At 63.5% G+C, this 23,182-nt stretch carries 25 protein-coding genes; 16 read left to right on the top strand and 9 right to left on the bottom strand.

The features are described 5' to 3' along the window. The first annotated feature begins 6 nt into the window (after positions 1-6). The 5 genes from ACFPTO_RS24425 (at position 7) to ACFPTO_RS24405 (ending at position 4,374) form a co-directional block, all read left to right on the top strand. Positions 7-579: a cupredoxin domain-containing protein gene (locus tag ACFPTO_RS24425; RefSeq protein WP_377715558.1), complete on the top strand. Its 573-nt coding sequence runs from the start codon at positions 7-9 to the stop codon at positions 577-579. Next, positions 569-2,194 (top strand): cbb3-type cytochrome c oxidase subunit I, encoded by a 1,626-nt coding sequence (locus tag ACFPTO_RS24420; protein ID WP_377715556.1) that lies wholly within the window; start codon positions 569-571, stop codon positions 2,192-2,194. Before ACFPTO_RS24425 ends, ACFPTO_RS24420 begins: the two co-directional genes overlap by 11 nt. Continuing rightward, positions 2,191-2,979: a c-type cytochrome gene (locus ACFPTO_RS24415; protein ID WP_377715554.1), complete on the top strand. Its 789-nt coding sequence runs from the start codon at positions 2,191-2,193 to the stop codon at positions 2,977-2,979. The genes ACFPTO_RS24420 and ACFPTO_RS24415 overlap by 4 nt, the downstream gene beginning before the upstream one ends. 345 nt (positions 2,980-3,324) lie before the next feature. Further along, complete coding sequence (locus tag ACFPTO_RS24410; protein WP_377715552.1) at positions 3,325-3,663, top strand: cupin domain-containing protein; 339 nt, start codon at positions 3,325-3,327, stop codon at positions 3,661-3,663. Between the two features lie 450 nt (positions 3,664-4,113). Next, complete coding sequence (locus ACFPTO_RS24405; protein WP_377715550.1) at positions 4,114-4,374, top strand: hypothetical protein; 261 nt, start codon at positions 4,114-4,116, stop codon at positions 4,372-4,374. A 116-nt stretch (positions 4,375-4,490) separates the two neighbouring features. On the opposite strand, the gene ACFPTO_RS24400 is transcribed toward ACFPTO_RS24405, so the two are convergent. Beyond that, positions 4,491-4,895 (bottom strand): DUF302 domain-containing protein, encoded by a 405-nt coding sequence (locus ACFPTO_RS24400; RefSeq protein WP_377715548.1) that lies wholly within the window; start codon positions 4,893-4,895, stop codon positions 4,491-4,493. A 248-nt stretch (positions 4,896-5,143) separates the two neighbouring features. On the opposite strand from ACFPTO_RS24400, the gene ACFPTO_RS24395 reads away from it, so the two are divergent. After that, entirely contained in the window at positions 5,144-5,761 is a 618-nt protein-coding gene (locus tag ACFPTO_RS24395) for a LysE family translocator (protein WP_377715546.1), read from the top strand. 6 nt (positions 5,762-5,767) lie between these two features. On the opposite strand, the gene ACFPTO_RS24390 is transcribed toward ACFPTO_RS24395, so the two are convergent. Next, positions 5,768-7,171, bottom strand: a complete 1,404-nt coding sequence (locus tag ACFPTO_RS24390) for an aminotransferase-like domain-containing protein (RefSeq protein ID WP_377715544.1) — start codon at positions 7,169-7,171, stop codon at positions 5,768-5,770. A gap of 148 nt (positions 7,172-7,319) precedes the next feature. Between ACFPTO_RS24390 and aptA the strand changes: the two genes are divergently transcribed. The 3 genes from aptA to ACFPTO_RS24375 all read left to right on the top strand — a co-directional run bounded on the left by aptA (position 7,320) and on the right by ACFPTO_RS24375 (position 10,384). Beyond that, positions 7,320-8,648, top strand: coding sequence for an omega-aminotransferase AptA (gene aptA, locus ACFPTO_RS24385; protein ID WP_377715542.1), 1,329 nt, complete (start codon positions 7,320-7,322; stop codon positions 8,646-8,648). A gap of 238 nt (positions 8,649-8,886) precedes the next feature. Beyond that, complete coding sequence (locus ACFPTO_RS24380; RefSeq protein ID WP_377715540.1) at positions 8,887-9,135, top strand: hypothetical protein; 249 nt, start codon at positions 8,887-8,889, stop codon at positions 9,133-9,135. 157 nt (positions 9,136-9,292) lie between these two features. Continuing rightward, positions 9,293-10,384 carry an NAD(P)/FAD-dependent oxidoreductase gene (locus ACFPTO_RS24375; protein WP_377715538.1) on the top strand — a complete coding sequence of 364 codons (1,092 nt, stop codon included), beginning with the start codon at positions 9,293-9,295 and terminating at the stop codon, positions 10,382-10,384. Positions 10,385-10,454: 70 nt separating this feature from the next. On the opposite strand, the gene pcaD is transcribed toward ACFPTO_RS24375, so the two are convergent. The 3 genes from pcaD to ACFPTO_RS24360 form a co-directional block, all read right to left on the bottom strand. Then, positions 10,455-11,246 (bottom strand): 3-oxoadipate enol-lactonase, encoded by a 792-nt coding sequence (pcaD, locus tag ACFPTO_RS24370; RefSeq protein WP_377715536.1) that lies wholly within the window; start codon positions 11,244-11,246, stop codon positions 10,455-10,457. Positions 11,247-11,429: 183 nt separating this feature from the next. Beyond that, positions 11,430-12,089, bottom strand: coding sequence for a 3-oxoacid CoA-transferase subunit B (locus ACFPTO_RS24365; protein WP_377715534.1), 660 nt, complete (start codon positions 12,087-12,089; stop codon positions 11,430-11,432). A 13-nt stretch (positions 12,090-12,102) separates the two neighbouring features. After that, complete coding sequence (locus ACFPTO_RS24360; protein ID WP_377715532.1) at positions 12,103-12,804, bottom strand: 3-oxoacid CoA-transferase subunit A; 702 nt, start codon at positions 12,802-12,804, stop codon at positions 12,103-12,105. A 297-nt stretch (positions 12,805-13,101) separates the two neighbouring features. On the opposite strand from ACFPTO_RS24360, the gene folE reads away from it, so the two are divergent. After that, positions 13,102-13,761 carry a GTP cyclohydrolase I FolE gene (gene folE, locus ACFPTO_RS24355; protein WP_377715530.1) on the top strand — a complete coding sequence of 220 codons (660 nt, stop codon included), beginning with the start codon at positions 13,102-13,104 and terminating at the stop codon, positions 13,759-13,761. A gap of 60 nt (positions 13,762-13,821) precedes the next feature. On the opposite strand, the gene epsC is transcribed toward folE, so the two are convergent. Further along, positions 13,822-14,751 (bottom strand): serine O-acetyltransferase EpsC, encoded by a 930-nt coding sequence (gene epsC / locus ACFPTO_RS24350; protein WP_377715528.1) that lies wholly within the window; start codon positions 14,749-14,751, stop codon positions 13,822-13,824. A 158-nt stretch (positions 14,752-14,909) separates the two neighbouring features. Next, on the bottom strand, positions 14,910-15,143 hold the full coding sequence (locus ACFPTO_RS24345; RefSeq protein ID WP_296663295.1) for a hypothetical protein: 234 nt from the start codon (positions 15,141-15,143) through the stop codon (positions 14,910-14,912). 291 nt (positions 15,144-15,434) lie between these two features. On the opposite strand from ACFPTO_RS24345, the gene ACFPTO_RS24340 reads away from it, so the two are divergent. Beyond that, a complete protein-coding gene (locus tag ACFPTO_RS24340; RefSeq protein WP_377715525.1) occupies positions 15,435-15,797 on the top strand; it encodes a DUF3005 domain-containing protein in 363 nt (120 codons plus the stop codon). A 539-nt stretch (positions 15,798-16,336) separates the two neighbouring features. Continuing rightward, positions 16,337-17,041: a helix-turn-helix transcriptional regulator gene (locus tag ACFPTO_RS24335; RefSeq protein WP_293040780.1), complete on the top strand. Its 705-nt coding sequence runs from the start codon at positions 16,337-16,339 to the stop codon at positions 17,039-17,041. On the opposite strand, the gene ACFPTO_RS24330 is transcribed toward ACFPTO_RS24335, so the two are convergent. After that, positions 17,025-17,345 (bottom strand): helix-turn-helix domain-containing protein, encoded by a 321-nt coding sequence (locus tag ACFPTO_RS24330; protein ID WP_296663304.1) that lies wholly within the window; start codon positions 17,343-17,345, stop codon positions 17,025-17,027. The two genes, ACFPTO_RS24335 and ACFPTO_RS24330, sit on opposite strands and share 17 nt — an antisense overlap. Before the next feature lie 168 nt (positions 17,346-17,513). On the opposite strand from ACFPTO_RS24330, the gene ACFPTO_RS24325 reads away from it, so the two are divergent. Further along, positions 17,514-18,104, top strand: a complete 591-nt coding sequence (locus ACFPTO_RS24325) for an acyl-homoserine-lactone synthase (RefSeq protein WP_377715522.1) — start codon at positions 17,514-17,516, stop codon at positions 18,102-18,104. A gap of 219 nt (positions 18,105-18,323) precedes the next feature. Here ACFPTO_RS24325 and ACFPTO_RS24320 read toward each other — a convergent pair whose 3' ends face one another. Continuing rightward, complete coding sequence (locus tag ACFPTO_RS24320) at positions 18,324-19,853, bottom strand: MFS transporter (RefSeq protein ID WP_377715593.1); 1,530 nt, start codon at positions 19,851-19,853, stop codon at positions 18,324-18,326. Positions 19,854-20,313: 460 nt separating this feature from the next. Here ACFPTO_RS24320 and ACFPTO_RS24315 point away from each other — a divergent pair, with 460 nt between their 5' ends. From ACFPTO_RS24315 to ACFPTO_RS24305, 3 genes are all read left to right on the top strand, one after another. Continuing rightward, positions 20,314-20,781, top strand: a complete 468-nt coding sequence (locus ACFPTO_RS24315; RefSeq protein WP_377715520.1) for a universal stress protein — start codon at positions 20,314-20,316, stop codon at positions 20,779-20,781. A 170-nt stretch (positions 20,782-20,951) separates the two neighbouring features. Beyond that, on the top strand, positions 20,952-21,707 hold the full coding sequence (locus tag ACFPTO_RS24310; protein ID WP_296663312.1) for a helix-turn-helix domain-containing protein: 756 nt from the start codon (positions 20,952-20,954) through the stop codon (positions 21,705-21,707). 150 nt (positions 21,708-21,857) lie between these two features. Further along, positions 21,858-23,135 carry an SUMF1/EgtB/PvdO family nonheme iron enzyme gene (locus ACFPTO_RS24305; RefSeq protein WP_377715518.1) on the top strand — a complete coding sequence of 426 codons (1,278 nt, stop codon included), beginning with the start codon at positions 21,858-21,860 and terminating at the stop codon, positions 23,133-23,135. Positions 23,136-23,182: the final 47 nt, after the last annotated feature.

Here is a 23,182-nt window from a genome sequence, read left to right as displayed (position 1 = left end):
GGGTCCATGTCGAACCAAATCGATTCCCACGCCAGCGCCGAAGTCGCGGCCCGCGTGGAGCGCCGCTGGGCGGTGCTCATGGTCACGCTTGTGTGCGTGCTCGTCGCGATGACGGTCTTTACCGGCCTGCATTGGGCGATGATGCCGCCCTCGCGCGTCGAAACCATTAACCCGGCCACGCTGCACGTGTCGGGCGAGTTTGTCGAATCGAACCTCGGTAGCGCTGTCGAAACCGACGGTTCGGTCACGGTGCGTCTCATCGCCCAGCAATACTCGTTCACGCCGCAATGTCTGGTTGTGCCCGCGGGCGTGCCGGTCACGTTTCGTGCAACGAGCGCCGACGTCGTGCACGGCTTTCTCATTACCGATACCAACCTGAACTCGATGGTCGAACCCGGCTACGTGTCCACGTTCCGCACGGAATTCAACCAGCCCGCCGATCACCTCATGCCCTGCCACGAGTATTGCGGCACGGGGCACCAGGGCATGTGGGCGCACGTCAAGGTCATCGACAAGGACACATTCATGAAGATGGCAACCCAGGCCGGAAACGCGGGGAGACTCAGCTGTGTTAAATAACAAGCGACTCATACTGTCTCACTTCTGGCTCGCGTTCATCGTATTCGGCGTTGCGCTCCTGCTCGGCGCGTGGCAGATGTATGTCCGCAGCCCGCTGCATCCGTGGATCCATGACCCCGAGCTGTACTACCGCTCGGTCACCGAACACGGCACCGTGATGGGTTACGCGTTTCCGACGCTGATCGCGATGGGCTTCGGCTACGCCGTCACCGAACTCGCGCTCAAGCGGCCGCTCATCGGCGTGGGCTGGGCATGGCTCGGCTTCATCCTGCTCGCGCTCGGCGCCGTCACGGCGACCGTGCCGGTCTCGCTGGGCCTCGCCTCCGTGCTCTACACGTTCTATCCGCCGATGATCGGCAACGTGTTCTACTACCTCGGCGTCGTGCTCGTGGTGGTGGGCTCGTGGATCTGGGTTGCGCTGATGGGCGTGAACTTCTCGGCATGGAAGCGCGACAACCCGGGCAAGCCGGTGCCGCTCGCCATGTTCGCCACCACCGCGGGCGCGTTCCTGTGGGGCTGGACGGCCGTCGGCGCCGCGCTCGAGGTGCTGTTCCAGATCCTGCCGGTGGCATTCGGCTGGCGCACGACCATCGACGCCGGTCTGGCACGCGTGTTCTTCTCCTGGACGCTGCACGCGATCGTCTACTTCTGGCTGATGCCCGCGTACATCGCGTACTACACGATCGTGCCGCGCGCGATCGGCGGCCGGCTGTACAGCGATTCGATGGCGCGCATCTCGTTCGTCATGTTCCTCGTCATCGCGATGCCGATCGGCATGCACCACCTGTTCGCCGATCCGCAAGTGGGCTCCGGCTTCAAGTTCGTGCAGTCGGTGTTCACGGCGCTCGTCTCGGTGCCGACGCTGCTGACCGTCTTCACGATCTGCGCTTCCGTCGAGATTGCAGGACGCCTGCGCGGCGGCAAGGGCACCTTCGGCTGGATCGCGAAGCTGCCGTGGAAGAATCCGCAGATGCTGGCGGTGGCGCTCTCGTTCGTCATGCTCGGCTTCGGCGGCGCTGGCGGCCTCATCAACATGAGCTACCAGCTCGACCAGCCGATCCACAACACGCAGTGGATCACGGGCCACTTCCACCTGATCTACGGCGGCGCGATCGTCATCATGTACTTCGCGATCGCCTACGATCTGTGGCCGCACCTGACGGGCCGCGCGCTCGCCAACTGGCGCCTCATGCGCTGGCAGCTGTGGCTGTGGTTCATCGGCATGATCGTCACGACGTTCCCGTGGCACCTCGTGGGCCTCATGGGGATGCCGCGCCGCATGGCCTATTACGACTACACGAACCCGGCCATCGCGCCGCAGGCCATCCTGGTGGTGATGTCGGTCTTCGGCGGACTGATCCTCGTGACCTCGGCAATCCTGTTCTTCGTCGTGCTGATTCAGGGCCACCGCAGCCCGAAGGTGGAACACGAGGAATACCGCTTCAGCACGCCGGTTCACGAATCGCCGAAGTTGCCTGTCGCACTTAACAGCGTTGCCCTGTGGATCGTGCTCATGATCGCGCTGACCGTTACCAACTATGGGTTCCCGATCGCTCAACTGCTCTCGCACAGCGATACGAACGTGCCCGCTATCCGGATTGGAGCGCAACGATGAATGAAGAATCGCTGTTCTCCCTGAAGAACGCGTGGTTCCGCGCGGCGGTCGGTTTGACGATCGTGTGCTTCGTCATCTCGGCACTGATCGGCTTTGTGTGGCTGCCTTCCGTGAAGAGCGATCCGCAGTTCCAGGGCATCTGGAACGCGATCTGCAGCGCGGCAGGCGTACCGCGCCAGTGGCACCCGGTCGAATCGGCGGTCCCGCCGAGCGTCAAGCTGAGCCGCGTCGAGCTCGAGTCGCATCAGTTCGACGACGCCTCGGGCCTGTCGATCGGACGCGGCGCGACGCTCGCGCTGCGCTGCACGATGTGCCACGGTCCGCACGGCATTAGCGAAGCGAATTCGCCGAACCTTGCCGGACAGTCCGCCACCGTCGTGTACAAGCAGTTGCAGGACTTCCAGGGCGGCGCGCGCGTCAGCGCGGTCATGTCGCCGATGTCACGCGACCTCTCCGATCAGGACATGCGCGACATCGCCGTTTATTACGCGTCGCTGAAGCCCGCTGTGCCCGTGCGCGGCGATCCGCCCGCGATCGTCGCGGTCGGTGCGCCGCTGCGCAACATCCCGGCGTGCGCGTCGTGTCACGGCGGCGTCGATCACAAGATCGGCAGCCCATGGCTCGACGGACTGCCCGCGGCCTATGTCAAGGCACAGCTGGTGGCGTTCGCCAATGGCTCGCGGCACAACGATATCTCCGAGCAGATGCGCAATATCGCGCGCAACATGACGCCCGAAGAGATCGCTACGGCAGCAGCCTGGTACGCCGGGCAGCCGCACCCCTGATCCCGCGCGGCATGCCGCGCCGGTATCGAGGATGAGCAGGGCACGATTTCCACGCAGACCCGCGTGACCGAGATCGTGCCCTGTTGTTTTATCTTTCGCTTTACTCCTCGCCGTACCTCTCGCTTTATCTCCCGACTCCCGGCACATCCGGCACGCCCGGCACGCCCGGCACGCCCGGCACACGCGGCAAGAAGCAAAGCCGCCTCACGTTGCAGCGCTTCGCAAACAACGCGAAGATCACACTTACCGCTACACTTGTTTCGTGCGCGCGCAACGCGCTGCGTTTTTTGCCGGCCAACGGTGCGCACAGCACAACAGGCCGGTGTCATCCAATGAGAGACTCTTATGGCCATTCCTCATGCAACACCTGGCGAGCCGTTCGATGTGCGGCCGCTCGGCAACGCGCTTAAAGACGCGAAGTCCACAACGCTGATCCGTGGGAACCAGCTCGAAGTCATCCGGCTCGTGCTACCCGCAGGCAAGCACGTCTCCGAGCACCAGGCACCCGGCGAAGTCACCGTGCAATGCGTGGAGGGTCTGGTGCGCTTCATCGTGAAGGGTGAACCGCGCACGATCCAGGCAGGCGACATGCTGCTGCTCGAAGCAGGGACGCCGCATGCGCTGGAGGCGCTCGACAGCGCATCGCTGATCGTGACGATCCGTCTCGCAACCGACAAGGGATAAGTTCGATCGCGGACCGCGAAGCGGTCTGCGTTTCGTGTGCGCGTTGTGCACGTTTTGTACGCGTTTTGTGCGCATTCGATCCACCGGTCACGCGAACAGATGGCGAAGCAGGCTTCGCCGTCCTCGCGATTCCGGAGCCGCTCGCCCGCCCGGCACGGCTGTTGCACTCTCTCGCGCACGAGCTATAACAGAATCGGCAGTTCGGACATTCTCTGCGTGCTCCGCCCCTCCTCCTTTTGCCGCGCCGCGCTGTGCCGCCCACGTTGCGTGGGCGCATCCCCGTGAAGCAGTTGGCTAACACGTTCGGCAGCCGTGCCGCCGAGCCGGCATCCCGACATTTCTTTCGAATGCGCGAGGCACTGTGGCGCGTGCCTCGCGCGCGCCGGCCGGTGCCGCCCGCACGGGCGACGCGCCTGGTCGCACGCGGCGCGTTGAAGAAGGAGTGTGAAGATGAATACCCGTTTGGCGTTGACCGCCTTGTGCGTCGCCGCTCTGGCAAGCGGGACGCCCGACACCGCTCATTCCCGGGGTAAATGGGCCCCGCAACCGCAGGCGCGCCAGACCATGACGAACGACGCGAACGCATCGGCTCAGTCCAGCACCGACATGTCGTATGGCGGCACAGCCGAAACGCACAGCGTGTCCGGGCCATCGCGCACGGGTAAGGTGTGCTGGCCGCAGCCGAAGTGCCCTGTTCCCGTCACCCATTGAGGCACGGCCGTCTGCCACAGCGGTCGCGTCCGTCACGTCTTTCACCGATGGCGGTCACGCGCGTGCGTGCCGCTATCGGGCCAGGCGCGGCCTGGCGCTCTCCTGAGCGCCGTGAATTACTGCAACGCTTCCTGCAGCAATGTGGGCACGTGCAGCAGAGGTGCAACCAGACCAGTCGGGATACCGTAAAGCCCGCTGAGCGGTCGTGCGACGTCGTAATAGTCCACGTGCGTGCGCCGCGCGTCATCTTCCCAGACCACCAGACGCAACGGCAATTCAAGCGCCGCATGCGGGTTCGCGGCCATCACCGGCGTGCCCGCCTTCGGATTGCCGAACAGGACGAGCCGGGTGCGGCGCAACTGGAGCCCGACTTGCGCCGCGGCGGCACGCTGGTCGACGTCGGCGAACACGACGGCGCCCGCCGTCGTCAGCGCGGTCTTGAGCTTCGCGAGCGTCGTATCGACATCGAAGGCGCTCACGAACGTCAAGACGGACGCAGGGAATTGCTCATGACCGGTCATGGCGAAGATCCTTCGTAGGGGCACGCGTGCGTCTCGCACGGGCGGGTAGATGAACAGATATGCGACTGCCGCGCTTCGCGGCGACGCGTCAGACGGGACTTTATCCCAAAACACGCACCCGATGGCCCGCGCTGCGACACCCCGTCACCGTCCTGATCCGTACTGCAACAAACCCGGCAATCTGTACCGGTACTGTACTGAACGCGGCAGATACACTGACTCGAAATCGTTACCCGGAGCCGCGGATCATGTTCCCTGAATTCCTCAGTGCCCTGCCTGCGGGCATGCTTTTCGCCCTCGTCACTTCGATCACGCCTGGCCCGAATAACACCATGCTGCTCGCATCCGGCGTGAACTTCGGCTTTCGCCGCACCGTGCCGCATATTCTCGGCGTCAGCGCCGGAGTTGTCGTTTTGATGCTTTCGGTGGGGCTCGGTCTTGGCGAAGCTTTCCGGCACTTTCCTGCGCTCTACACGGTGCTGGAAGTCGTCAGCGTGGCCTATCTGCTGTATCTGGCGTGGAAAATCGGCACATCGGGCGAACTCGCCGTGCGCCAGGGCGAGCATCGGCCCATGCGCTTTCACGAAGCCATCGTGTTTCAGTGGGTCAATCCGAAGGCCTGGATGATGGTTCTCACGGCGGCCACCACAATCCAGCTGTCCCACGATTTCGGCATCAATACCGTCATCATGGCTGCGTTGTTCTATGTGGTCGGCCTGCCGTGCATCTGCATCTGGGCCGCGTTCGGCACCGGCGTGCGGCGCTTTCTCTCGAATCCGCTGCGGCTGCGCGCGTTCAATATCGCAATGGCGCTATCGCTCCTGCTGTCGATGTACCCGCTGTTCGCAGACCTCGGCCGACATTGATTGCTTTCATCGCACGCCGCCAATAAATCGCCAGAGCGCGTCATCCGTCGAGTACGGCGCGTTAAAGCGAAACCATGCGCTGGGTTCGTCGTCAGGCCGGAAATACGAGCCCGGCGCGAGCCAGATGCCGTCGCGTAGCGCCGCCGTAGCAATCGCACCGGCACGCCCGGTTTCGACATGCAGGCGCGCCCAGACGAAGAGGCCCGCGCGCGGTCGATGGAAAACGTCGAGGCCGAGTGTATCGAGCCGCTCCTCCACCACCGCGTGCGCGGCTTTCAGGCGCTCGTTCACGAGTTCGACGTGGCGCGCGTAGCGCCCCTCGAGCAGCACCTTGTCGACGATGCGCTCGATCGTCTCCGACGACGTGAGCCCCACCGCCATCTTCGCGCGCGCCAGCTCGCGCAGCACGTCGCGCTCTGCGACCACGTAGCCGCAGCGCAGCGAAGGCGTGACGGTCTTCGAAAAACCGCCTACGTAAAGCACGCGCGCCAGCCCTGCCATCGCGGCAAGAATCGGCGCACCCGCGGGCGCAAGTTCGCGGCTCACATCGTCCTCGACCACCCACATCTGATGCCGCTCGGCAATCTGCAGCAGACGGAACGCGTTCGCCATGGTGAACGTCGCGCCCGTGGGGTTTTGCAGCGTCGTATTCACGAAGATGGCCTTGGGCCGATGCGTGGCGGCCTGATGCTCCAGCGCCTCGATGTCGAGCCCGGCAGGCGTGCGCGGTACGCCATGAACCGTCAGCCCCGCGAGCTTGAGAATCTGCAGCAGATTGCAGTATCCGGGGTCTTCGACGAGCACCGTATCGCCGGGGCGCAGCAAGGTGCGCACGATGAGATCGAGCCCCTGCGTGGCGCCCTGGGTCAGGAGCACGTTGTTCACTTCGGCGGGCAGGCCGTGGCGGTCGAGTTGCGCGGCGATGCGTTCGCGCAGCGGCGCGAAGCCGTACGGATGGCCGTAATCGCCGAGGCGCGCGGCGGGCACCCGGCTCATCGCGCGCAGCGCATGATGCAGTCCGCTTTCGTTGATCCACTCGCTCGGCATCCAGCCGCAGCCGGCCTTGATCGGCACCGAGTGATCGGCGAAGACGTCCGAAAGCAGCCAGGTCGCCGTGAGCGTGGGCGGCTGCCAGCGTGCCGGGCTCGCCTGAGCGGACGGTGCACGCGACACGACGCGATAACCCGAACCGCGCCGGGCCACGACGAGCCCCATCGAGACGAGCCGGTTATAAGCCTCGGATACTGTGTAGGTCGAGAGATCGTGCGACTGCGCGAGCTGGCGCACCGAGGGCAGTTGCGCGCCCGCGCGCAGCGACTGCCCTTCGATCGCCCCGGCAAAGGCGTTCACGACTTGCTCGACAAGCGTGGCAGCGGCGCGGCGGCCGCGCTCCAGTTCGAATTCGATCATGAAAAATAGCCGCGCCACAGGCGCCTGGCGACCAATACAGTTGACGGGATTTATCCAGCACGGTTATCGGCTCAGTATAGAGACTGTATATGCCGCCGTTCAAGTTGCGACGCTACAGTTGCACGTACCAACCTCAGGAGAAGACGGAATGACTTCGCGCCCCGCCATCGACGATCTCTCGTCGTTCTGGATGCCGTTTACGGCCAACCGCCAGTTCAAGGCGGCGCCGCGCCTGCTCGAATCGGCTAAAGGCATGTACTACCGCACCACTGATGGCCGCGAACTGCTCGACGGCAGCGCGGGTCTATGGTGCGTGAACGCCGGTCACGCACGCGACGAGATCGTCGCCGCAGTCGCCCGGCAAGCGGCCACGCTCGACTACGCGCCGACCTTCCAGATGGGCCATCCGCTGGCCTTCGAGGCGGCGGCCAGGGTCGCGGAGCTGATGCCGGCCGGGCTCGACCGCATCTTCTTCACGAACTCGGGTTCGGAGTCGGTGGACACGGCGCTGAAGATCGCCATTGCCTACCACCGCGCGCGCGGCGAAGGCCAGCGCACGAAACTGATCGGCCGCGAGCGCGGCTATCACGGCGTGGGTTTCGGCGGCATCTCGGTCGGCGGTATCGTCTCGAACCGCAAGGCGTTCTCGGGCCAGTTGCTGCCCGCGGTCGATCACCTGCCGCACACGCACAACCTCGAACACAACGCCTTTTCGAAGGGTCAACCGGCCTGGGGCGCGCATCTCGCCGATGAACTCGAACGCATCGTCGCGCTGCACAACGCTTCGACCATTGCCGCCGTCATCGTCGAGCCGGTGGCGGGTTCGACCGGCGTGCTGATCCCGCCTCAAGGCTATCTTCAGCGTCTGCGCGAGATCTGCACGAAGCACGGCATCCTGCTGATTTTCGACGAGGTCATCACGGGTTTCGGGCGACTCGGCAAGGCGACGGCCAGCGAGTATTTCGGCGTGACGCCCGACATCATCACGATGGCGAAGGCGATCAACAACGCAGCCGTGCCGATGGGCGGCGTGGCGGCGAGCCGCACGATCCACGATGCGATCGTGAACAGCGGCGCACCCGGCGCGATCGAACTCTTCCACGGCTATACGTACTCGGCGCACCCGCTCGCCGCGGCGGCCTGCGTGGCGACGCTCGATCTCTATCGCCGCGAGGGTCTCTTCGAACGCGCGCACGCGCTCGCACCGAAGTTCGAAGCAGCCGCGCATGCGCTGCGCGACGCGAAGCACGTGAAAGACATTCGCAATCTCGGCCTTGTCGCGGGCATCGAACTCGAATCGCGCGATGGCGCGCCCGGCGCACGCGCTTACGAGGTTTTCCTCAAGTGCTTCGAAGCAGGCGTGCTGATCCGCTTCACCGGCGACATCCTTGCGTTCTCGCCGCCGCTGATCGTCAGCGAAGAAGAGATCGAGCGCATTTTCGGCACCGTGCGCGCCGCACTGGCCTCGGTACAGTAAAGCCCGTGCTGGCGGAATGTCGCGCGTGAGCGCGACGCCGCCCGCCGGGATCATCGAGGTAAAAACGTACCCCCTGGCGGCCCGAAAACGGGCCGCCTTTTCTTTGACGGCTGGATTCCACGGCGCCGGTTCTCGCGCGCACTTATACCCATAATCAAAGCGCGATGCACGTCATGGGCGTATCGTTCGACTATCGCCGATGCAATGCCGCCATCGCGCGGCTCGTGGAGGGAGTCGAATGAAATCGCCAATCCGCGTAGGGACGCACATCGAGGGCGTTCACTGGGTAGCCGAATACGCCGAAAACACCGGCCAGATCCGCGTGTTTCGCAACGGCCAGGAAGTCGAAACGTTCGATGCGCCTGCTTCGATGTTCGGCGAGGAGCGTGAAGCGGGCTCGGCGAGCGACGCCGCCAGCCGCGCCGAGGAAGCCGCGGTGCTCGCCACGCTGCGCCGCTACGTTGCGGAAGGCGAGCCGGAAGAGTAAGGCCGTTCGGGTGCACCGAGGCGCACGCGCGGCGCGTGCGTCGTGCTCCCGCCTGCGCCCCGCATTCACCCAACCCGCACCATAGCCAGTTCAAGCCAACACCACCCGACTTAAACCCAACATAAGCCGACATAAGCCGCCCCCAGGGAGTCCATGTATGAACGACACCACGATTCGTCCGCTGCAGTTCGCCACGCCCGCAGAAACCTCGGGGCCCATCGAAACCGACGCGCTGATTATCGGCGCGGGTCCGATCGGCCTCTTTCAGGTGTTCGAACTCGGGCTGCTGGAGATTCACGCGCACGTCGTGGATTCGCTTCCCGTGGTGGGCGGACAGTGCGCCGAACTGTATCCGGACAAGCCGATTTACGATATCCCGGCGATTCAGGTCTGCACCGGCCGCGAACTCGTGCAGGCGCTCCTGAAGCAGATTGCGCCATTCGCGCCGACATTCCATCTGGGCGAGGAAGTGCAGGTAGTGGAGCGGCGCGCCGACAAGCGTTTCTACGTGCAGACGAGTAAAGGCGCGCAATTTCTTGCGAAGACCATCTTCATCGCAGCCGGCGTCGGTTCATTCCAGCCGCGCACGCTCAAGGTGAGCGGCATCGAAGCGTATCGCGACAAGCAACTGTTCTATCGCGTGCGCGATCCGGAAATGTTCCGCGACAAGAACATCGTGATTTGCGGCGGCGGCGATTCGGCGCTCGACTGGGCGCTCCAGCTCGTCGATGTCGCACAGAGCGTGATCCTGCTGCACCGTCGCGATGAATTTCGCGCCGCGCCCGCCTCAGTGGCGAAAATGCAGGCGCTTTGCGACGAATTGCGCATGCAGTCCATCGTCGGCCAGATCACCGGTTTCGACGACGAAGGCGGCAAGCTTGCACGCATCAAGGTCGCGGGCAGCGATGGCGTGACACGCTCGCTGGAACTCGATTGCCTGCTCGTGTTTTACGGCCTCTCGCCGCAACTGGGGCCAATCGCACAATGGGGCATGGAAATCGAGCGCAGGCAATTGCCCGTCGATACCGCGCGCTTCGAAACCAGCGTGCCCGGCATCTTCGCCGTGGGCGACATCAGCACCTATCCCGGCAAAAAGAAGCTGATTCTGTCCGGCTTCCATGAAACCGCACTCGCCGCCTTTGGTGCGGCGAATTACGTGTTTCCGGAGAAGAAAATCCAGTTGCAATACACGACATCGAGCACGCGCCTGCACGAAGTGCTCGGTGTTGCGTCGCCCGTATCCGGCTAGGCGGCCGAAGGCACGCGGTTCAGTGTCTTGGGCCGCATGCCGCGGCCCGCTTTGCCTCACCCGTCGCCGGTTAACGCGATTCGAGGAGGAAATCGACCACCGTCTTCGTGAACCGGTCCGCCTGTTCGATGTTCGAGATGTGCGCCGAATCGAGTTCGACGTAGCGCGCACCCGGTACCGACTCCGCGAGTTCGCGACCCTGCGCCGGTGTTGCAGCGAGATCGTGCGTGCTCGCGATCACCAGTGTCGGCGCCGTAATCGAGCGCGCTTCGACGCGCAGATCCGCCGTGTTGAGGGCGGCGCAATTCGATGCATAGCCTTCGCTGTCCGTATGCACGAACACGTCGCGCACCTGCGCAAATACAAGCGGATTGCGCGCGATGAACTCCGCCGTGAACCAGCGCGGCAGCACGGCGTGTGCGACCACGGTCATCCCTTCGTTGCGCGCGCATGCAGCACGCGGCTCCCACACTTCCGGCGAGCCGAGCTTCGCAGCCGTGTTGCACAGTACTAGGCGGTCGATGCGGCTCGCATGGCGTGCGCCGAGGCCCACGCCGGTCAGGCCGCCCATCGACAGTCCCGCGAAGTGCGCACGTTCGATGCCGAGATGATCGAGCAGGCCGATCACATCGTCCGTCAATTGCCCGATCGTGTACGGTCCGTGCGGAACGTCGGAGCGGCCATGGCCGCGCGTGTCGTAGCGCAGCACCCGGAAGTGCTTCGAGAACGCGGCGATTTGTGGTGCCCACATCGAAACGTTGCTGCCAAGCGAGTTCGACAGTACGAGCCACGGTGCGGCGCGGTTCGTCGCTCCGTCGACGCGGTAAAACAGCTTGGTGCCGTTGACGGCTGCATGCGGCATTCGAACTACTCCTCGTGAATCTGCGAAAAATTGGGGAGAGCCTACCGCAAATACGGCGGTAAATACGGCGCAAGTATTGCCTTTGGCGAACGTCTGTGCCGCATGCGTCAAATCATGTTGCGATTGCAACGAAGCGTCATATCCGCGTCAAAACGCTGATGGCGCGGCCATGCCAGGGCCTGCTCAAGCTGCGCGCCGCACCTGCGTGGCATCGACGAGCGGTACGCCAGTCAAGTCGCGCAGCGCATCGATGCCGATATCCGAATAGATCTCGCGCACGGCCAACCCTTCGGGCGTCACGTCGAACACGGCGACGTCGGTATACACGCGAGCCACGCACTGCACGCCGGTCAGCGGATACGAACACTCGGCGACAAGCTTGCTTTCGCCCTGCTTCGTGAGCAGTTCCATCATGACGAAAACCTGCTTGGCGCCGATCGCGAGATCCATCGCGCCGCCCACGGCGGGAATGGCATCCGGTGCGCCGGTATGCCAGTTTGCGAGATCGCCCTTCACCGAAACCTGGAACGCGCCGAGCACGCAATAGTCGAGATGGCCGCCGCGCATCATCGCGAAAGAATCCGCGTGATGAAAATACGCACCGCCGCTGAGCAGCGTGACATGCTGCTTGCCTGCGTTGATCAACTCGTCGTCTTCCTCGCCCGGCGCAGGCGCGGAGCCCATGCCCAGCAGTCCGTTTTCGCTCTGCAGAAAGATTTCCCTGGCCGGATCGAGGTGATTGGCCACCAGCGTCGGCACGCCGATGCCGAGATTCACATACGCGCCTTCGGGAATGTCGCGGGCCACACGCTGGGCTATCTCGTCGCGATTCAACCGGTTCATTGTCTTGTCTCCCTCAGGCTGCGCGGCCGCTTTGCTGCGCTTGATGGGCCGCCTGCGGCACTTCGATTACGCGCTGCACGAAAATCCCGGGCGTCACGATCGCTTCGGGATCGAGGCTCCCGAGCGGCACGACGTCCGAAACCTGGGCGATGGCGACCTTCGCCGCGCTCGCCATGATCGGGCCGAAGTTGCGCGCAGTCTTGCGATAGACGAGGTTGCCCCAGCGGTCGCCCTGGTACGCCTTGATGAGGGCGAAGTCGGCGTGCAACGGCGATTCGAGCACGTAGTGACGGCCATCGATAACACGTGTCTCCTTGCCAGCGGCCAGCTTCGTGCCGTACGCCGTCGGCGTGAAAAAACCGCCTATGCCCGCACCGGCTGCGCGAATGCGCTCGGCCAGATTGCCCTGCGGCACGAGTTCGAGTTCGATCTCGCCCGAACGATAAAGCGCATCGAAGACGTACGAATCGGTCTGGCGCGGAAACGAGCAGATGATCTTGCGTACGCGCCTGCTCTTGAGAAGCGAGGCCAGCCCGACCTCGCCATTGCCCGCATTGTTGTTGACGATCGTGAGTTCGCGCGCGCCCTGCTCGATGAGCGCATCGATCAGTTCCGCCGGCATGCCGGCCGCACCGAAGCCGCCGATCATCACCGTGGCGCCGTCGTGTATATCGGCGACAGCGGCTTGAAGCGAGTCGAAAATCTTGTTGATCATGCCTGTTCCTGAAAGCGACGGGCAAGCTAACCGTTCGATGGAAAATGTTCGATACTCGAACTATCGCTTCGTTTTTCGAACATTTTGGGCATTATCGAAGTCGAAACGGCGGGTTGTCAAGGCGCGCCTATTGGCAGGAAGCGGGCTGGAAGCCGCCGAAAAATGGGTCGGCGGCGGCCTCGGCGATTGTTCAAGGTAAATTAACCGCGCGCTGCACGAGCCCTAAGGAAACATGAAACAATGCGCGTTCGTGGTGCACGCCGTGCAAACGGCCAGCCACATGACAGGAGGTAAGGCATGAGCGACGCGAAAAGCGCGGGAAAGACGAAAAAACGGAAGACACAATCCCACCCGGTTGCAGTGAAGCGCCCTTCGCGAACCGAGGCCGAAGATGCCGTGCGCGTGCTCTTGCGCTGGGCCGGCGAAGACCCGACGCGCGAAGGCCTGATCGATACGCCTGCGCGCGTCATACGCGCCTACGACGAGTTCTTTTCAGGCTATGAGGTGGATCCGCGCGAGATCCTGTCACGCACGTTTTCGGAAGTGGATGGATACGACGAAATGATCGTGCTGAAGGACATCCGCTTCGAAAGCTACTGCGAACATCACATGGTGCCGATCATCGGGCGGGCGCATGTCGCGTATTTGCCCGAGCATCGCGTGGTCGGCATTTCGAAGCTCGCGCGGCTCGTGGATGCCTTCGCGAAACGTCTGCAGATTCAGGAAAAAATGACGGCGCAGATCGCCGATACGCTCAATGAAGTGCTTCAGCCGAAGGGCGTGGGCGTCATTCTCGAAGCCGCCCATCAATGCATGTCGACGCGCGGCGTGCACAAGGCGGGCGTGGAGATGGTCACGTCACGCATGCTCGGCACCTTCCGGACCGATCCGTCCACGCGACGCGAATTTCTCTCCATCGTCGGCAATTCAGCGCCCTTGAACGTTCCGAACACCTGAGGCGAATGCGCGTAGCGGGCGCGGGCGGCGCAAGACAGCCGCCCTCGCCCGTGCACGCTTTTACTTGAGCTTGTCTTCGTCGCCGCGTTCGATCTCGCGGACCTTGCTCTGACGAACGCTGCTGCCTGGCGGCACGCTATGCGTCAGCCACACATTGCCGCCGATCACGGATCCGCGCCCGATCGTCACCCGGCCGAGAATCGTCGCGCCCGCGTAGATGACCACATCGTCCTCGACGATCGGATGGCGCGCATTGCCCTTTACGAGCGTGCCGTCGAGATCCGCGGCGAAGCTCTTCGCACCGAGCGTCACGGTCTGATAGATGCGCACGCGCTCGCCGATAATCGCCGTCTCGCCGATCACGACGCCCGTGCCGTGATCGATGAAAAAGCTCGAACCGATCTGCGCGCCCGGGTGAATGTCGATGCCGGTGGCCGAATGGGCGATCTCGTTGATGAAGCGTGCAAGCAGGGGCACGCCGAGTCGGTGCAACGCATGGGCGAGCCGATGATGCGTCATGGCCCAGACGCCCGGGTAGCACAAAAGTATCTCGGTAATGTGCTGCGCGGCCGGATCGCCCGTGAAAGCGGCCTGAATATCGCTTACGAGCAGCGCGCGAATGGCGGGTAATTGCTTGCCGAACGCACGTGCTATCGCAAATGCATGGGTGCGCAACGCTTCGTCCGTCGCCCCGGCATTTTCCGGCAGGAAGCGCAGCGCACGCCGGATCTGTTCCGCCAGCAGACGCAACGTGCTTTCGAGCGTGTGTCCGACGTAATAGTCGACGCTCTCGTCGGTCAGATCGGGGGCACCGTAGTGCGTGGGGAACAGCGCCGCGCGCAGCCCCGCCACGATGTTGATCACGGCGTCGCGCGAGGGCAACTCGCGGATGCCGAGTGGATGGCGCGTGCGATGCAGTTCTTCGCGCGACGCGCGCAGATCGGAAACGATCTGCTCAAGACCCCAGTCGGGGTGAGCGGCATTTGACATGGTGAAGCTGTAGCGGCATTGCGAACCGCTCGGGAGTGTTCAGACCCGGGAGATTACCGCGTTTTGCATGAATTCGCCGAACCTCCCTCGGTGCGAAGGGCCAATAGGCGCAACGAAGGTCAATCAAGGGCTATTAAAGGCGGCCAGCAGGCGCGGCGCTAGCGCGTGACGCTGCTCGCATCGATCCAGCGCACCGCCCAGTCGCGCGCATGCGCAATGGCGGTTGCTTCGTCGGGAAAACGCAGGTCGGCGGGGAAAAAACGGTTAGCGACCAGTTCGCCGTCGCTGGAACGGGAGATCACCACATAAGGTTGCCAGCTACCGTCGCCGACACGCGCCGGTGCGCAATTGAGCAAGTAGCCGCGATGCGTGAATGCAGCGTCGAAGTGCATGTGTCTCGTCCGCCCCCTGACTGCCCCGTCCATATTGGCAGGCGCGTCCAGGTTCGTGCCGCAAGGCCACGGCACGGCCTGCCGCTCGGGCCGTTGGTAACAGCGCGCCAACTCGTTGAAAGAGGATCATACTCCGAGGAAAAAGGGCGATCCAACGAAAAAAAGCAAAATCGCCGAGGTGGTTCTCCTGGCGAACGGCCTTGCATTCCAGCCCGATCCACAGGGTGTGAGGCGCGTCGCACAACAGGACTTGCCGCTTTCCGGGCGTATCCGTCCCCTGGAGGAAATACCATGAACCGCAGCGCCGATATCTTCAGCATGCAACGCGAGAACGAGAAAAACACCGCCAACGCGAACATGAGTCCCGACGAGGAGACGACGAGCGACGCATCGCTCGACACGAGCGTCCCCGAAGCCACGGACGGATTCGCCGGCTTCGATAGCCGCAGCGGCGGACATCACCTCCTGTTCGCGCTGCAACCCGGCTATGAAGTGGTCGACAAGGGCATGGCCGAACCGTTGGTGCCCTATGACTTCGACTGGCAGTTCGTCGATCCGCGCGCGCGAGGCGCCAGGATCAACCGCGGGCGGCTCCACTACTCGCTCAACCACCTTCGACCAACACGCATCGTCGAGCTGCAGCGCAAGAACTAAAGTGCACCGGCAAGCACGATGCACGTCCATTTTCGGTGCTCGCGCTGGCGTGATCGCCAGCGCCGGCTGTGTACACGCCCACGGCAGTCAATATCCGACAGACTTCCCGAATAGCAATTCAGCAGGAAGCGCGATAAGAACTTATTCGCCAGATTTTTGAAGGCTAAATGAAAATCTGATTTATGCGCGATTGAAAAACCCGCTTAAGTCGCGTTCGCACCGGCATTTAAGCGAATCGGTTTTTCGGCTCAGCCACGCTCAATCCGTTATGCTCCAGCCACCCCGAAACACAAGTCGTAGCGCCAGCAGCCGCTGCATATTGGCGCAGGGGGGAACCCGTATTGGGCGGAATTACCGGAATATGGCGTAAAAAGCCAAATCATCGCGTCTGTCATAGACCCGGCTAAAAGATCGCAACGAGAATTAGTGATAAATTGTTACATCACAAGATGCGAACCACCCTCTGGTTCGCACTTTGCTTGCGATCTGGTTTACCGCCGCTGGAGAGTGTTGACGTGCCTCTACATTACATTGAGCAGATGTCCACCGTGCTCGACGCGCCTGACGAGAAGGCGTGGTTCGAGGCGGTCGCTCAGCTCGCCAGTTCGTGGGGGTTCAACCGGGTGATGATGGCAATCGTGCCGCGCCCCGGGATGCGGTTCGAAGACGCGTTCATCCGGACGAACTATCCGTCCGCGTGGCGCGAGACGTACAACCTGCACAACATGGTCTATTTCGACCCGACGGTCGCACATTGCACGACGCGGTCGTCGCCGCTCATCTGGTCGCCGGAGCTGTTCGCCACGGAGCAGCAGCAGTCGATGTATGAAGAAGCCCGTTCGTACGGGCTGCGTGCGGGCGTCACGCTGCCGATCCACGGCCCGCGCCAGGAAATCGGCATGTTGTGTTTCGTCAACGACATGAACCCGGCTGAAAGTTTCTGGCGTGACGTTAATCATGCCCTGCCGAATTTCGTGCTGTTACGCGATCTCGTTCTTGACACGAGTCAACGCCACCTGAACAGTCATGTCCAGTCGCTCATTCCGAAGCTAACGCCACGCGAAAAGGAATGCCTCAAGTGGACCGCCCTTGGCAAGTCCACTTGGGAAATATCACACATATTGAATTGCTCGGAAGCCGTGGTGAACTTTCACATGAAAAACATTCGTGGAAAGTTCGGCGTGAATTCACGGCGCGCGGCAGCCGTGATCGCCACTCAGATGGGTCTTATTGACCCTGGCTAAGCAGCATCGGCGCGTCAGAGCGGCGCAGTACGCGCTCCGCACGGCCTAGATCGCCGTCCGAAATCGTCTTGTTGAAGTACAGCCCCAGCAGGATCGATACCGGCGGCGGAATTTCCGCGCCCGATTCGAACCGGCTGCCGCGCGACTGGGTAACCCCGAAACGGGCCCAGAAGCGACGCTGGCTCTCCCTCCTTTTCTTGCGATACGCAATGATCGAGATGCGGTCGATCACCGACGACAGATCCCCAGTCGGAAGGGATTGCATATGTGAACCCACGTGCCACTGATTATCAAGAAGTTCCATGGTGTATCTCGCTGTCCGTTATGCCTGGTGAGTGACTGCCGCTCGACCAATTCTCCAGGACTGCGCCTCCCTCTGCACCTACCCACCTGGGTAGGTGTTTTTTGTATCTATAACGCATAGCTTTCCGATCGTATCGACGCCGTTTCACTCGCATACGGGAGAATCGCCATGCAAGCAACAATTCGTATCGGACTCAGGCAGGAATTCGATAACGACGATATCAACGAGATGTACCGCCTCCGGGCACGCGTGTTCTGCGACCGGATGGGCTGGAATATTCCCACCATCGCCGGGATGGAAGTGGACGGCTACGACGCACTCGGCCCGCACTACATGCTGATCCAGGAGCCCACGGGCCGCGTACGCGGCTGCTGGCGGTTGATGTCCACGGAAGGCCCGAACATGCTGCGCGACACGTTCCCGCAGCTGCTGCAAGGCGTGAGCGCGCCTTCGGACCGCCAGACCTGGGAGTTGAGCCGGTTTGCGATCGAGTCGGACAACAATCAGGCGTTCGGCTTCGCCACGCTGACCACGCAGGCGATCCGCTCGGCAATCACCTTCGCTGGCCGCATGGGCATCTCGCGCTACGTCACCGTGACCACCACGGCGATGGAGCGCATCCTGCGCCGCACCGGCATGGAGATTGCGCGACTCGGGCCGCCGCAGCGGATTGGTGTCGAGAATGCTGTCGCACTGGATATCGCCATGAGTGCGCAGACCCGCACAGCCATGTTCGGGGCAGTGGCAACCGCCGCCTGAGCGTCCGGCAATTCGCGCCGGTCATACGTGTCGCGCCGACGTCGTTGTCGAGTGTCTTGCGCCAAGGGTGACTGCCACACCCATGCCGGGCGGCGTGCGACATGACGACGAGGTTCGCGGCGTGTAGCCGGCTCATGGCGCGCCCGCGCACGCAAGCCCAATCGCGCGAGACAGCGCCACGGCCGCTGGCCTGCTGAAGTTTTGAGGCCGGCGGCCGCCTCAACCTGATTTGGGCGTGCTGCCCGCCCGGCCGAAGCGGATGTGCGAAATGCGCCGCACAAGCAGCGCCGCCGCAAGCGCGGCCGCGCCCGTGAGCCCGACGCCAAGGTGGATCGCGTCGACGAGCACATGCCGCACGGCCTCGATGAGGCCCGGCCCGTCGAGCCCTGCAACCTTCAGTTGCGCCACCACGTCCGTGCGCAATACCGGATCGATCAGCACGCGCGGATCGGCGAGTTGCGGCAGCCAGCGCGCCTGCTGCGACGCGCCGAGCACCGCCAGCACATCCCCCACGCCCGCCGCGTAGCGGTGATTGACGATCGTCGCCACGATGCTGGTGCCGAGCATGCCGCCCACCATGCGCGTCGACTGCAGCAGCGCGGTCGTGATGCCAAAGCGCTCGCGCCCGGCGATCTCCTGGCCGAACACATTCAGATTGTTCAGGATGAAGCCCAGGCCCACGCCGACCGCCGACATCGCCAGTTCCAGCCAGAGATGCGGCGTACGCCGCGTCGCGAATGCGAGGCTCACCGAGGCGATCACGAGCAGGCCGAAGCCGACCGTGAGAATCGCGGTCGGCTTCGGCAGACGAATCACGATGCGCGTGTTGATCATGCTGCCAAGCGCGATGCAGGCGGCAATCGGCGTCGCGAGCAGACCGGCCTGTTGCGGCGACAACCCGAAGCCGCCTTGCAGCAGGAGCGGCGCGAAGAAGATCAGCGAGAACATCACGAAGCCGGAGAGCGTCGAGAGCAGAAACAGCGTGACGAGCTGCGGATCGCGAAAGAGATCGAGCGGAATGATCGGGTGCGTCGCACGCCGCTCGCAGGCCAGCAACACCGCGGCACCCGCCGCGACCAGTGCCGCAAGCGCCAGATTCCCGGCGGTCAGACCATTCTTCGGCACCGCCTCGATCAGCATCTGGAAGCTGCCGAGCACGAGCGCGACGAGCGCTGCGCCGGTCCAGTCGATACGGACTTCGCCCGCGCGCGCACGACGATACGCGGGCAGATGCGCCCAGATGAAATACAGCGCAAGCGCGCCGACCGGCAGATTGACGAGGAACGTCGAGCGCCAGCCGAAATGCTCGCTCAGCCACCCGCCGAGCGACGGCCCCGCCGCCGTGCCGATCCCGTAGGCGGCCGCCATCACGACCTGCCACCGCACCCGCGCGCGCGGATCGGGAAAGAGATCCGGAATCGACGCGAACGCCGTACCCACCATCATCCCGCCGCCGACGCCCTGCAACGCGCGCGCCACAGCAAGAAAGCGCATGCCGGTTGCGAGGCCGCACAGCACCGAAGCGGCCGTAAACACGATTACCGCGGCAATCACGAAGCGTTTGCGCCCGAAGTAGTCGCCGAGGCGACCGAATACCGGCACGGTCACCACCGAAGCCAGCAGATAGGCGCTGGCGATCCAGGCGTAAAACTCGAAGCCATGCAGCTCGGCGACGATGGAAGGCAAAGCGGTACTGACGACGGTCTGGTCGAGCGCGACCAGCATGTTGACGAGACCGATGCCGAGCATGGCCAGCAGTGCGTCGCGAAACGGCAGGGGCGAGGAAGAGGAAGTCACCGGGGCATTACGGCGTGGTTGCGGCGTGGTTACCGCGTGGTTGCGGCATAAAGCGGGACTACGCGGTGCAGTGCCGCAGTGCCGCGAAAAAAGACGCCACGATAGCGTGGACGGCGCTTCGCGCGCAAGCTCGAATGCGACAAACCGCCGCATATTAAGCGTCTATCCGGGCAAGCTTGCGGCGGTGTTTAGGACCTCGTTTGCCGGTTCAGTTCTCCGGCTGGCGCGGCGCAGGGGCCAGATCGCCAACCCTTGACCTTCCTTCTTCCCCCTTCCATCTTTCTGCTATGTGCAACGCCTGTCTGTCAGCGATCATTTATGCTCATCACCGTCGCAGACATCAAGGCGCATGGCCCGGCGCAGCAGCAGCCCACGGCCGTGCGCATACCGATTACACCCAAGCGGAGGTTCCATGTACAAAAGCATCCTCGTCGCTGTCGACGGCAGCGATACTTCGCGCCGCGCATTCGAAGCCGCGCTCACCCTTGCGAAGGCGATGGGCGCGAGGCTCCAGCCCTACTATGTGATCGAAAACACGCCGATGTACTTCGACGCTCCAGGCTATGATCCGTCGATCCTGCGCAACCAGATGATTGCCCAGGGCAACGAACTCGCCCTGGAGATGGACAAGGCCATCCGCGAACACGGTGTGGAAGGCGAGATGGTGATGGGCGAAGCGTCGTCGCTCGACGACGTGCCGACGCTGGTGCTGAACGCCGCCAGGTCCGCGGGCGTCGACCTGATCGTGATGGGCACGCATGGGCGCCGCGGCTTCCAGCGGCTGATTCTCGGCAGCGTCGCGGAACGTTGCGTGCGCCAGTCGACGCTCCCGGTTCTGCTGATTCCGACCGCTGCGGGCGCAACTGTTGCCGCGGAATAACAGGTTAACACCCTGGTCTTGACAAGAGGCCGCCTGCGCGTTCCCATCAGCGCACACGGCCTCTGACCACGCGCAAACCCTCCAGCCCCAGATGCGCGTCGTTTTGTCGCCGATCAAAGCTTCGACCCCGGTGGGACAATGCTCCAGAACAAGTGCACAGGAGCAGGCAGATGCTTACCCCGAACGTCGTCTCTCATACCACCGTACGCCGCAGCAACCTGGCGACCGCGCCGAATCCCCGCACTTCGGCGCGCTGCTCCAGTTGTGCAATGCGTCATCTCTGCATGCCGCAGGGCCTCGCCACCGACGATATGCCGAAGCTCGAAGCGCTCATCTGCTCGGCGCGCAGCGTGCGCCGCGGCGAAGCGCTCTACCGCGCGGGCGACCCGTTCGACAATCTGTATGCCGTTCGCTCGGGCTCGCTGAAGACCGTCATGGCGCACCGTGACGGGCGCGAGCAGGTCACCGGCCTGCGCCTCGCGGGCGACCCGCTCGGTCTCGACGGCATCAGCACCGACACGCACAGCTGCACCTCGATTGCACTTGAAGACAGCTCGGTGTGCATCGTCCCCTACGCTGCGCTCAAGCACATGTGCCGCGAATCCGGCACGATGCAGGACCGCCTGCACCGCCTGATGAGCGAGCAGTTGATCCGCGAATCGTCGCAGATGATGGTGCTCGGCTCGCTGTCCGCCGACGAACGCGTCGCCGCCTTCCTGCTCGACGTATCCGATCGCAACGGTCAGCGCGGTTATTCGCACGCGGAATTCAACCTGCGCATGACGCGCGAGGACATGGGCAGCTATCTCGGCATGACCCTCGAAACGGTGAGCCGCACGCTGTCGCGTTTCCAGAAGCGCGGCCTGATCGACGCGCAAGGCAAGCTCATCCGCATCATCGACCTCGAAGGCCTGCGCCACCTCTAAGCGCAGCGTCACCCGGCCCGCACGCCCCTGCTACGGCGGCGTGCGGCGCCCTGCTCCGGCACAGTGCCCACCCTCCTATATGGGTGTAGGCGCAACTCCTGCGGCAGCGGTAGAGTTACGTTCACCGCCTGCGCCAGGAGAATCGCCGAAATGCCTCTCTTGCCTTCGCCCACGCTAGCCGAGCGGCTGGCCAGTGCGCGCGCCACCAGCGACGCACTCTTCGGCCTCATCAAGACAGATTTCCTTTACGAACGTCCGATCCGCGAGCGTCACCGCATCGTGTTCTACATCGGTCATCTCGAAGCGTTCGACCGCAATCTGTTCGACCAGCGCCTGTTCGACCTGTCGTCCCGCGATCCGCAACTCGACCGGCTGTTCGCGTTCGGCATCGATCCGGTGGACGGCGGGCTGCCCGACGACCTACCCGCCGACTGGCCGAGCCTTGCTGAAATCCGCGCGTACGGGCACGACACCCGCACGCGAATCGACGCGCAACTCGCGGCACGCGATCTGCCGGCGAATGCGCCGATTCACGATACGGCCGCCCAGTTGCTCAACGTCGCAATCGAACATCGGCTCATGCATGTCGAAACGCTCAGCTACATGCTCCACCAATTGCCGCTCGAGCAGAAACACGCGCCGGGTGCGACGCACGCCGTGCCCGACGATCGCGGCATCGTGGCGCATTCGATGGTGCCGGTTCCGGCCGGACGTGCGGAGCTCGGCATGATGAAGGATCGCGGCGTATTCGGCTGGGACAACGAGTTCGGCGCGGAGCAGATCGATATCCCCGCATTCGAGATCGACCGCTTCATGGTGACGAACGGCGCGTTCCTCGAATTTATCGAGGACGGCGGCTACACGGACAAAACCTGGTGGAACGATGCGAACTGGGCGTGGAAGGAAGCACAAGGTATTGCACATCCTGTGTTCTGGATACGCGATGAGGAAGACTGGCGGCTGCGGACCATGTTCGAGGAAATCCCGCTCCCGCTCGCGTGGCCGGTCTATGCGAGCCATGCCGAAGCAAGCGCCTTCGCGCGCTGGCGCGGCGCACGGTTGCCGAGCGAGGCGCAGTGGCAACGCGCGGCACACGGCGCGCTGCCGGGCGAGGCGGACAACTTCGATTTCCGCAACTGGAATCCGGTGGCCGTGGACGCGACACCGGACAGCGCCAGTACGTGGGGCGTGGAAGGGCTATACGGCAACGGCTGGGAATGGACCTCGACGGTTTTCGGGCCGCTATCCGGTTTCAAGACCTTCCCGTTCTACGAAGGCTATTCGGCGAATTTCTTCGACGGTCAGCACTACGCGATGAAAGGCGGATCCGCACGAACAGCCAGATGCATGCTGAGGCCGACTTTCCGCAACTGGTTTCAGCCGCACTATCCGTATGTTTACGCGGGATTCCGGTGCGTGCGCGAGTGAGGAATCAGGCGATGGCCGATGCTGGGATCCAGCTATCGCCTTAAGTA

The organism is Paraburkholderia denitrificans, from assembly GCF_042655705.1.
Lineage (GTDB): Bacteria > Pseudomonadota > Gammaproteobacteria > Burkholderiales > Burkholderiaceae > Paraburkholderia > Paraburkholderia denitrificans.
Note: the sequence above shows the minus strand (reverse complement) of the source record. Positions and strands in the feature narration are given on the sequence as shown.

Excerpts from the sequence above, each read along its gene's own strand:
- ACFPTO_RS24345 (WP_296663295.1), bottom strand. The coding sequence starts at position 15,143 with ATGCACTTCGACGCTGCATTCACGCATCGCGGCTACTTGCTCAATTGC.
- ACFPTO_RS24390 (WP_377715544.1), bottom strand. The coding sequence starts at position 7,171 with ATGATCGAATTCGAACTGGAGCGCGGCCGCCGCGCCGCTGCCACGCTT.
- ACFPTO_RS24380 (WP_377715540.1), top strand. The coding sequence starts at position 8,887 with ATGAAATCGCCAATCCGCGTAGGGACGCACATCGAGGGCGTTCACTGG.
- ACFPTO_RS24330 (WP_296663304.1), bottom strand. The coding sequence starts at position 17,345 with ATGGAACTTCTTGATAATCAGTGGCACGTGGGTTCACATATGCAATCC.
- ACFPTO_RS24315 (WP_377715520.1), top strand. The coding sequence starts at position 20,314 with ATGTACAAAAGCATCCTCGTCGCTGTCGACGGCAGCGATACTTCGCGC.
- ACFPTO_RS24415 (WP_377715554.1), top strand. The coding sequence starts at position 2,191 with ATGAATGAAGAATCGCTGTTCTCCCTGAAGAACGCGTGGTTCCGCGCG.
- ACFPTO_RS24305 (WP_377715518.1), top strand. The coding sequence starts at position 21,858 with ATGCCTCTCTTGCCTTCGCCCACGCTAGCCGAGCGGCTGGCCAGTGCG.
- ACFPTO_RS24365 (WP_377715534.1), bottom strand. The coding sequence starts at position 12,089 with ATGAACCGGTTGAATCGCGACGAGATAGCCCAGCGTGTGGCCCGCGAC.
- epsC (WP_377715528.1), bottom strand. The coding sequence starts at position 14,751 with ATGTCAAATGCCGCTCACCCCGACTGGGGTCTTGAGCAGATCGTTTCC.
- aptA (WP_377715542.1), top strand. The coding sequence starts at position 7,320 with ATGACTTCGCGCCCCGCCATCGACGATCTCTCGTCGTTCTGGATGCCG.
- ACFPTO_RS24425 (WP_377715558.1), top strand. The coding sequence starts at position 7 with ATGTCGAACCAAATCGATTCCCACGCCAGCGCCGAAGTCGCGGCCCGC.
- pcaD (WP_377715536.1), bottom strand. The coding sequence starts at position 11,246 with ATGCCGCATGCAGCCGTCAACGGCACCAAGCTGTTTTACCGCGTCGAC.
- ACFPTO_RS24335 (WP_293040780.1), top strand. The coding sequence starts at position 16,337 with ATGTCCACCGTGCTCGACGCGCCTGACGAGAAGGCGTGGTTCGAGGCG.
- folE (WP_377715530.1), top strand. The coding sequence starts at position 13,102 with ATGAGCGACGCGAAAAGCGCGGGAAAGACGAAAAAACGGAAGACACAA.
- ACFPTO_RS24325 (WP_377715522.1), top strand. The coding sequence starts at position 17,514 with ATGCAAGCAACAATTCGTATCGGACTCAGGCAGGAATTCGATAACGAC.
- ACFPTO_RS24400 (WP_377715548.1), bottom strand. The coding sequence starts at position 4,895 with ATGACCGGTCATGAGCAATTCCCTGCGTCCGTCTTGACGTTCGTGAGC.
- ACFPTO_RS24410 (WP_377715552.1), top strand. The coding sequence starts at position 3,325 with ATGGCCATTCCTCATGCAACACCTGGCGAGCCGTTCGATGTGCGGCCG.
- ACFPTO_RS24360 (WP_377715532.1), bottom strand. The coding sequence starts at position 12,804 with ATGATCAACAAGATTTTCGACTCGCTTCAAGCCGCTGTCGCCGATATA.
- ACFPTO_RS24375 (WP_377715538.1), top strand. The coding sequence starts at position 9,293 with ATGAACGACACCACGATTCGTCCGCTGCAGTTCGCCACGCCCGCAGAA.
- ACFPTO_RS24310 (WP_296663312.1), top strand. The coding sequence starts at position 20,952 with ATGCTTACCCCGAACGTCGTCTCTCATACCACCGTACGCCGCAGCAAC.
- ACFPTO_RS24395 (WP_377715546.1), top strand. The coding sequence starts at position 5,144 with ATGTTCCCTGAATTCCTCAGTGCCCTGCCTGCGGGCATGCTTTTCGCC.
- ACFPTO_RS24320 (WP_377715593.1), bottom strand. The coding sequence starts at position 19,853 with ATGCTCGGCATCGGTCTCGTCAACATGCTGGTCGCGCTCGACCAGACC.
- ACFPTO_RS24340 (WP_377715525.1), top strand. The coding sequence starts at position 15,435 with ATGAACCGCAGCGCCGATATCTTCAGCATGCAACGCGAGAACGAGAAA.
- ACFPTO_RS24405 (WP_377715550.1), top strand. The coding sequence starts at position 4,114 with ATGAATACCCGTTTGGCGTTGACCGCCTTGTGCGTCGCCGCTCTGGCA.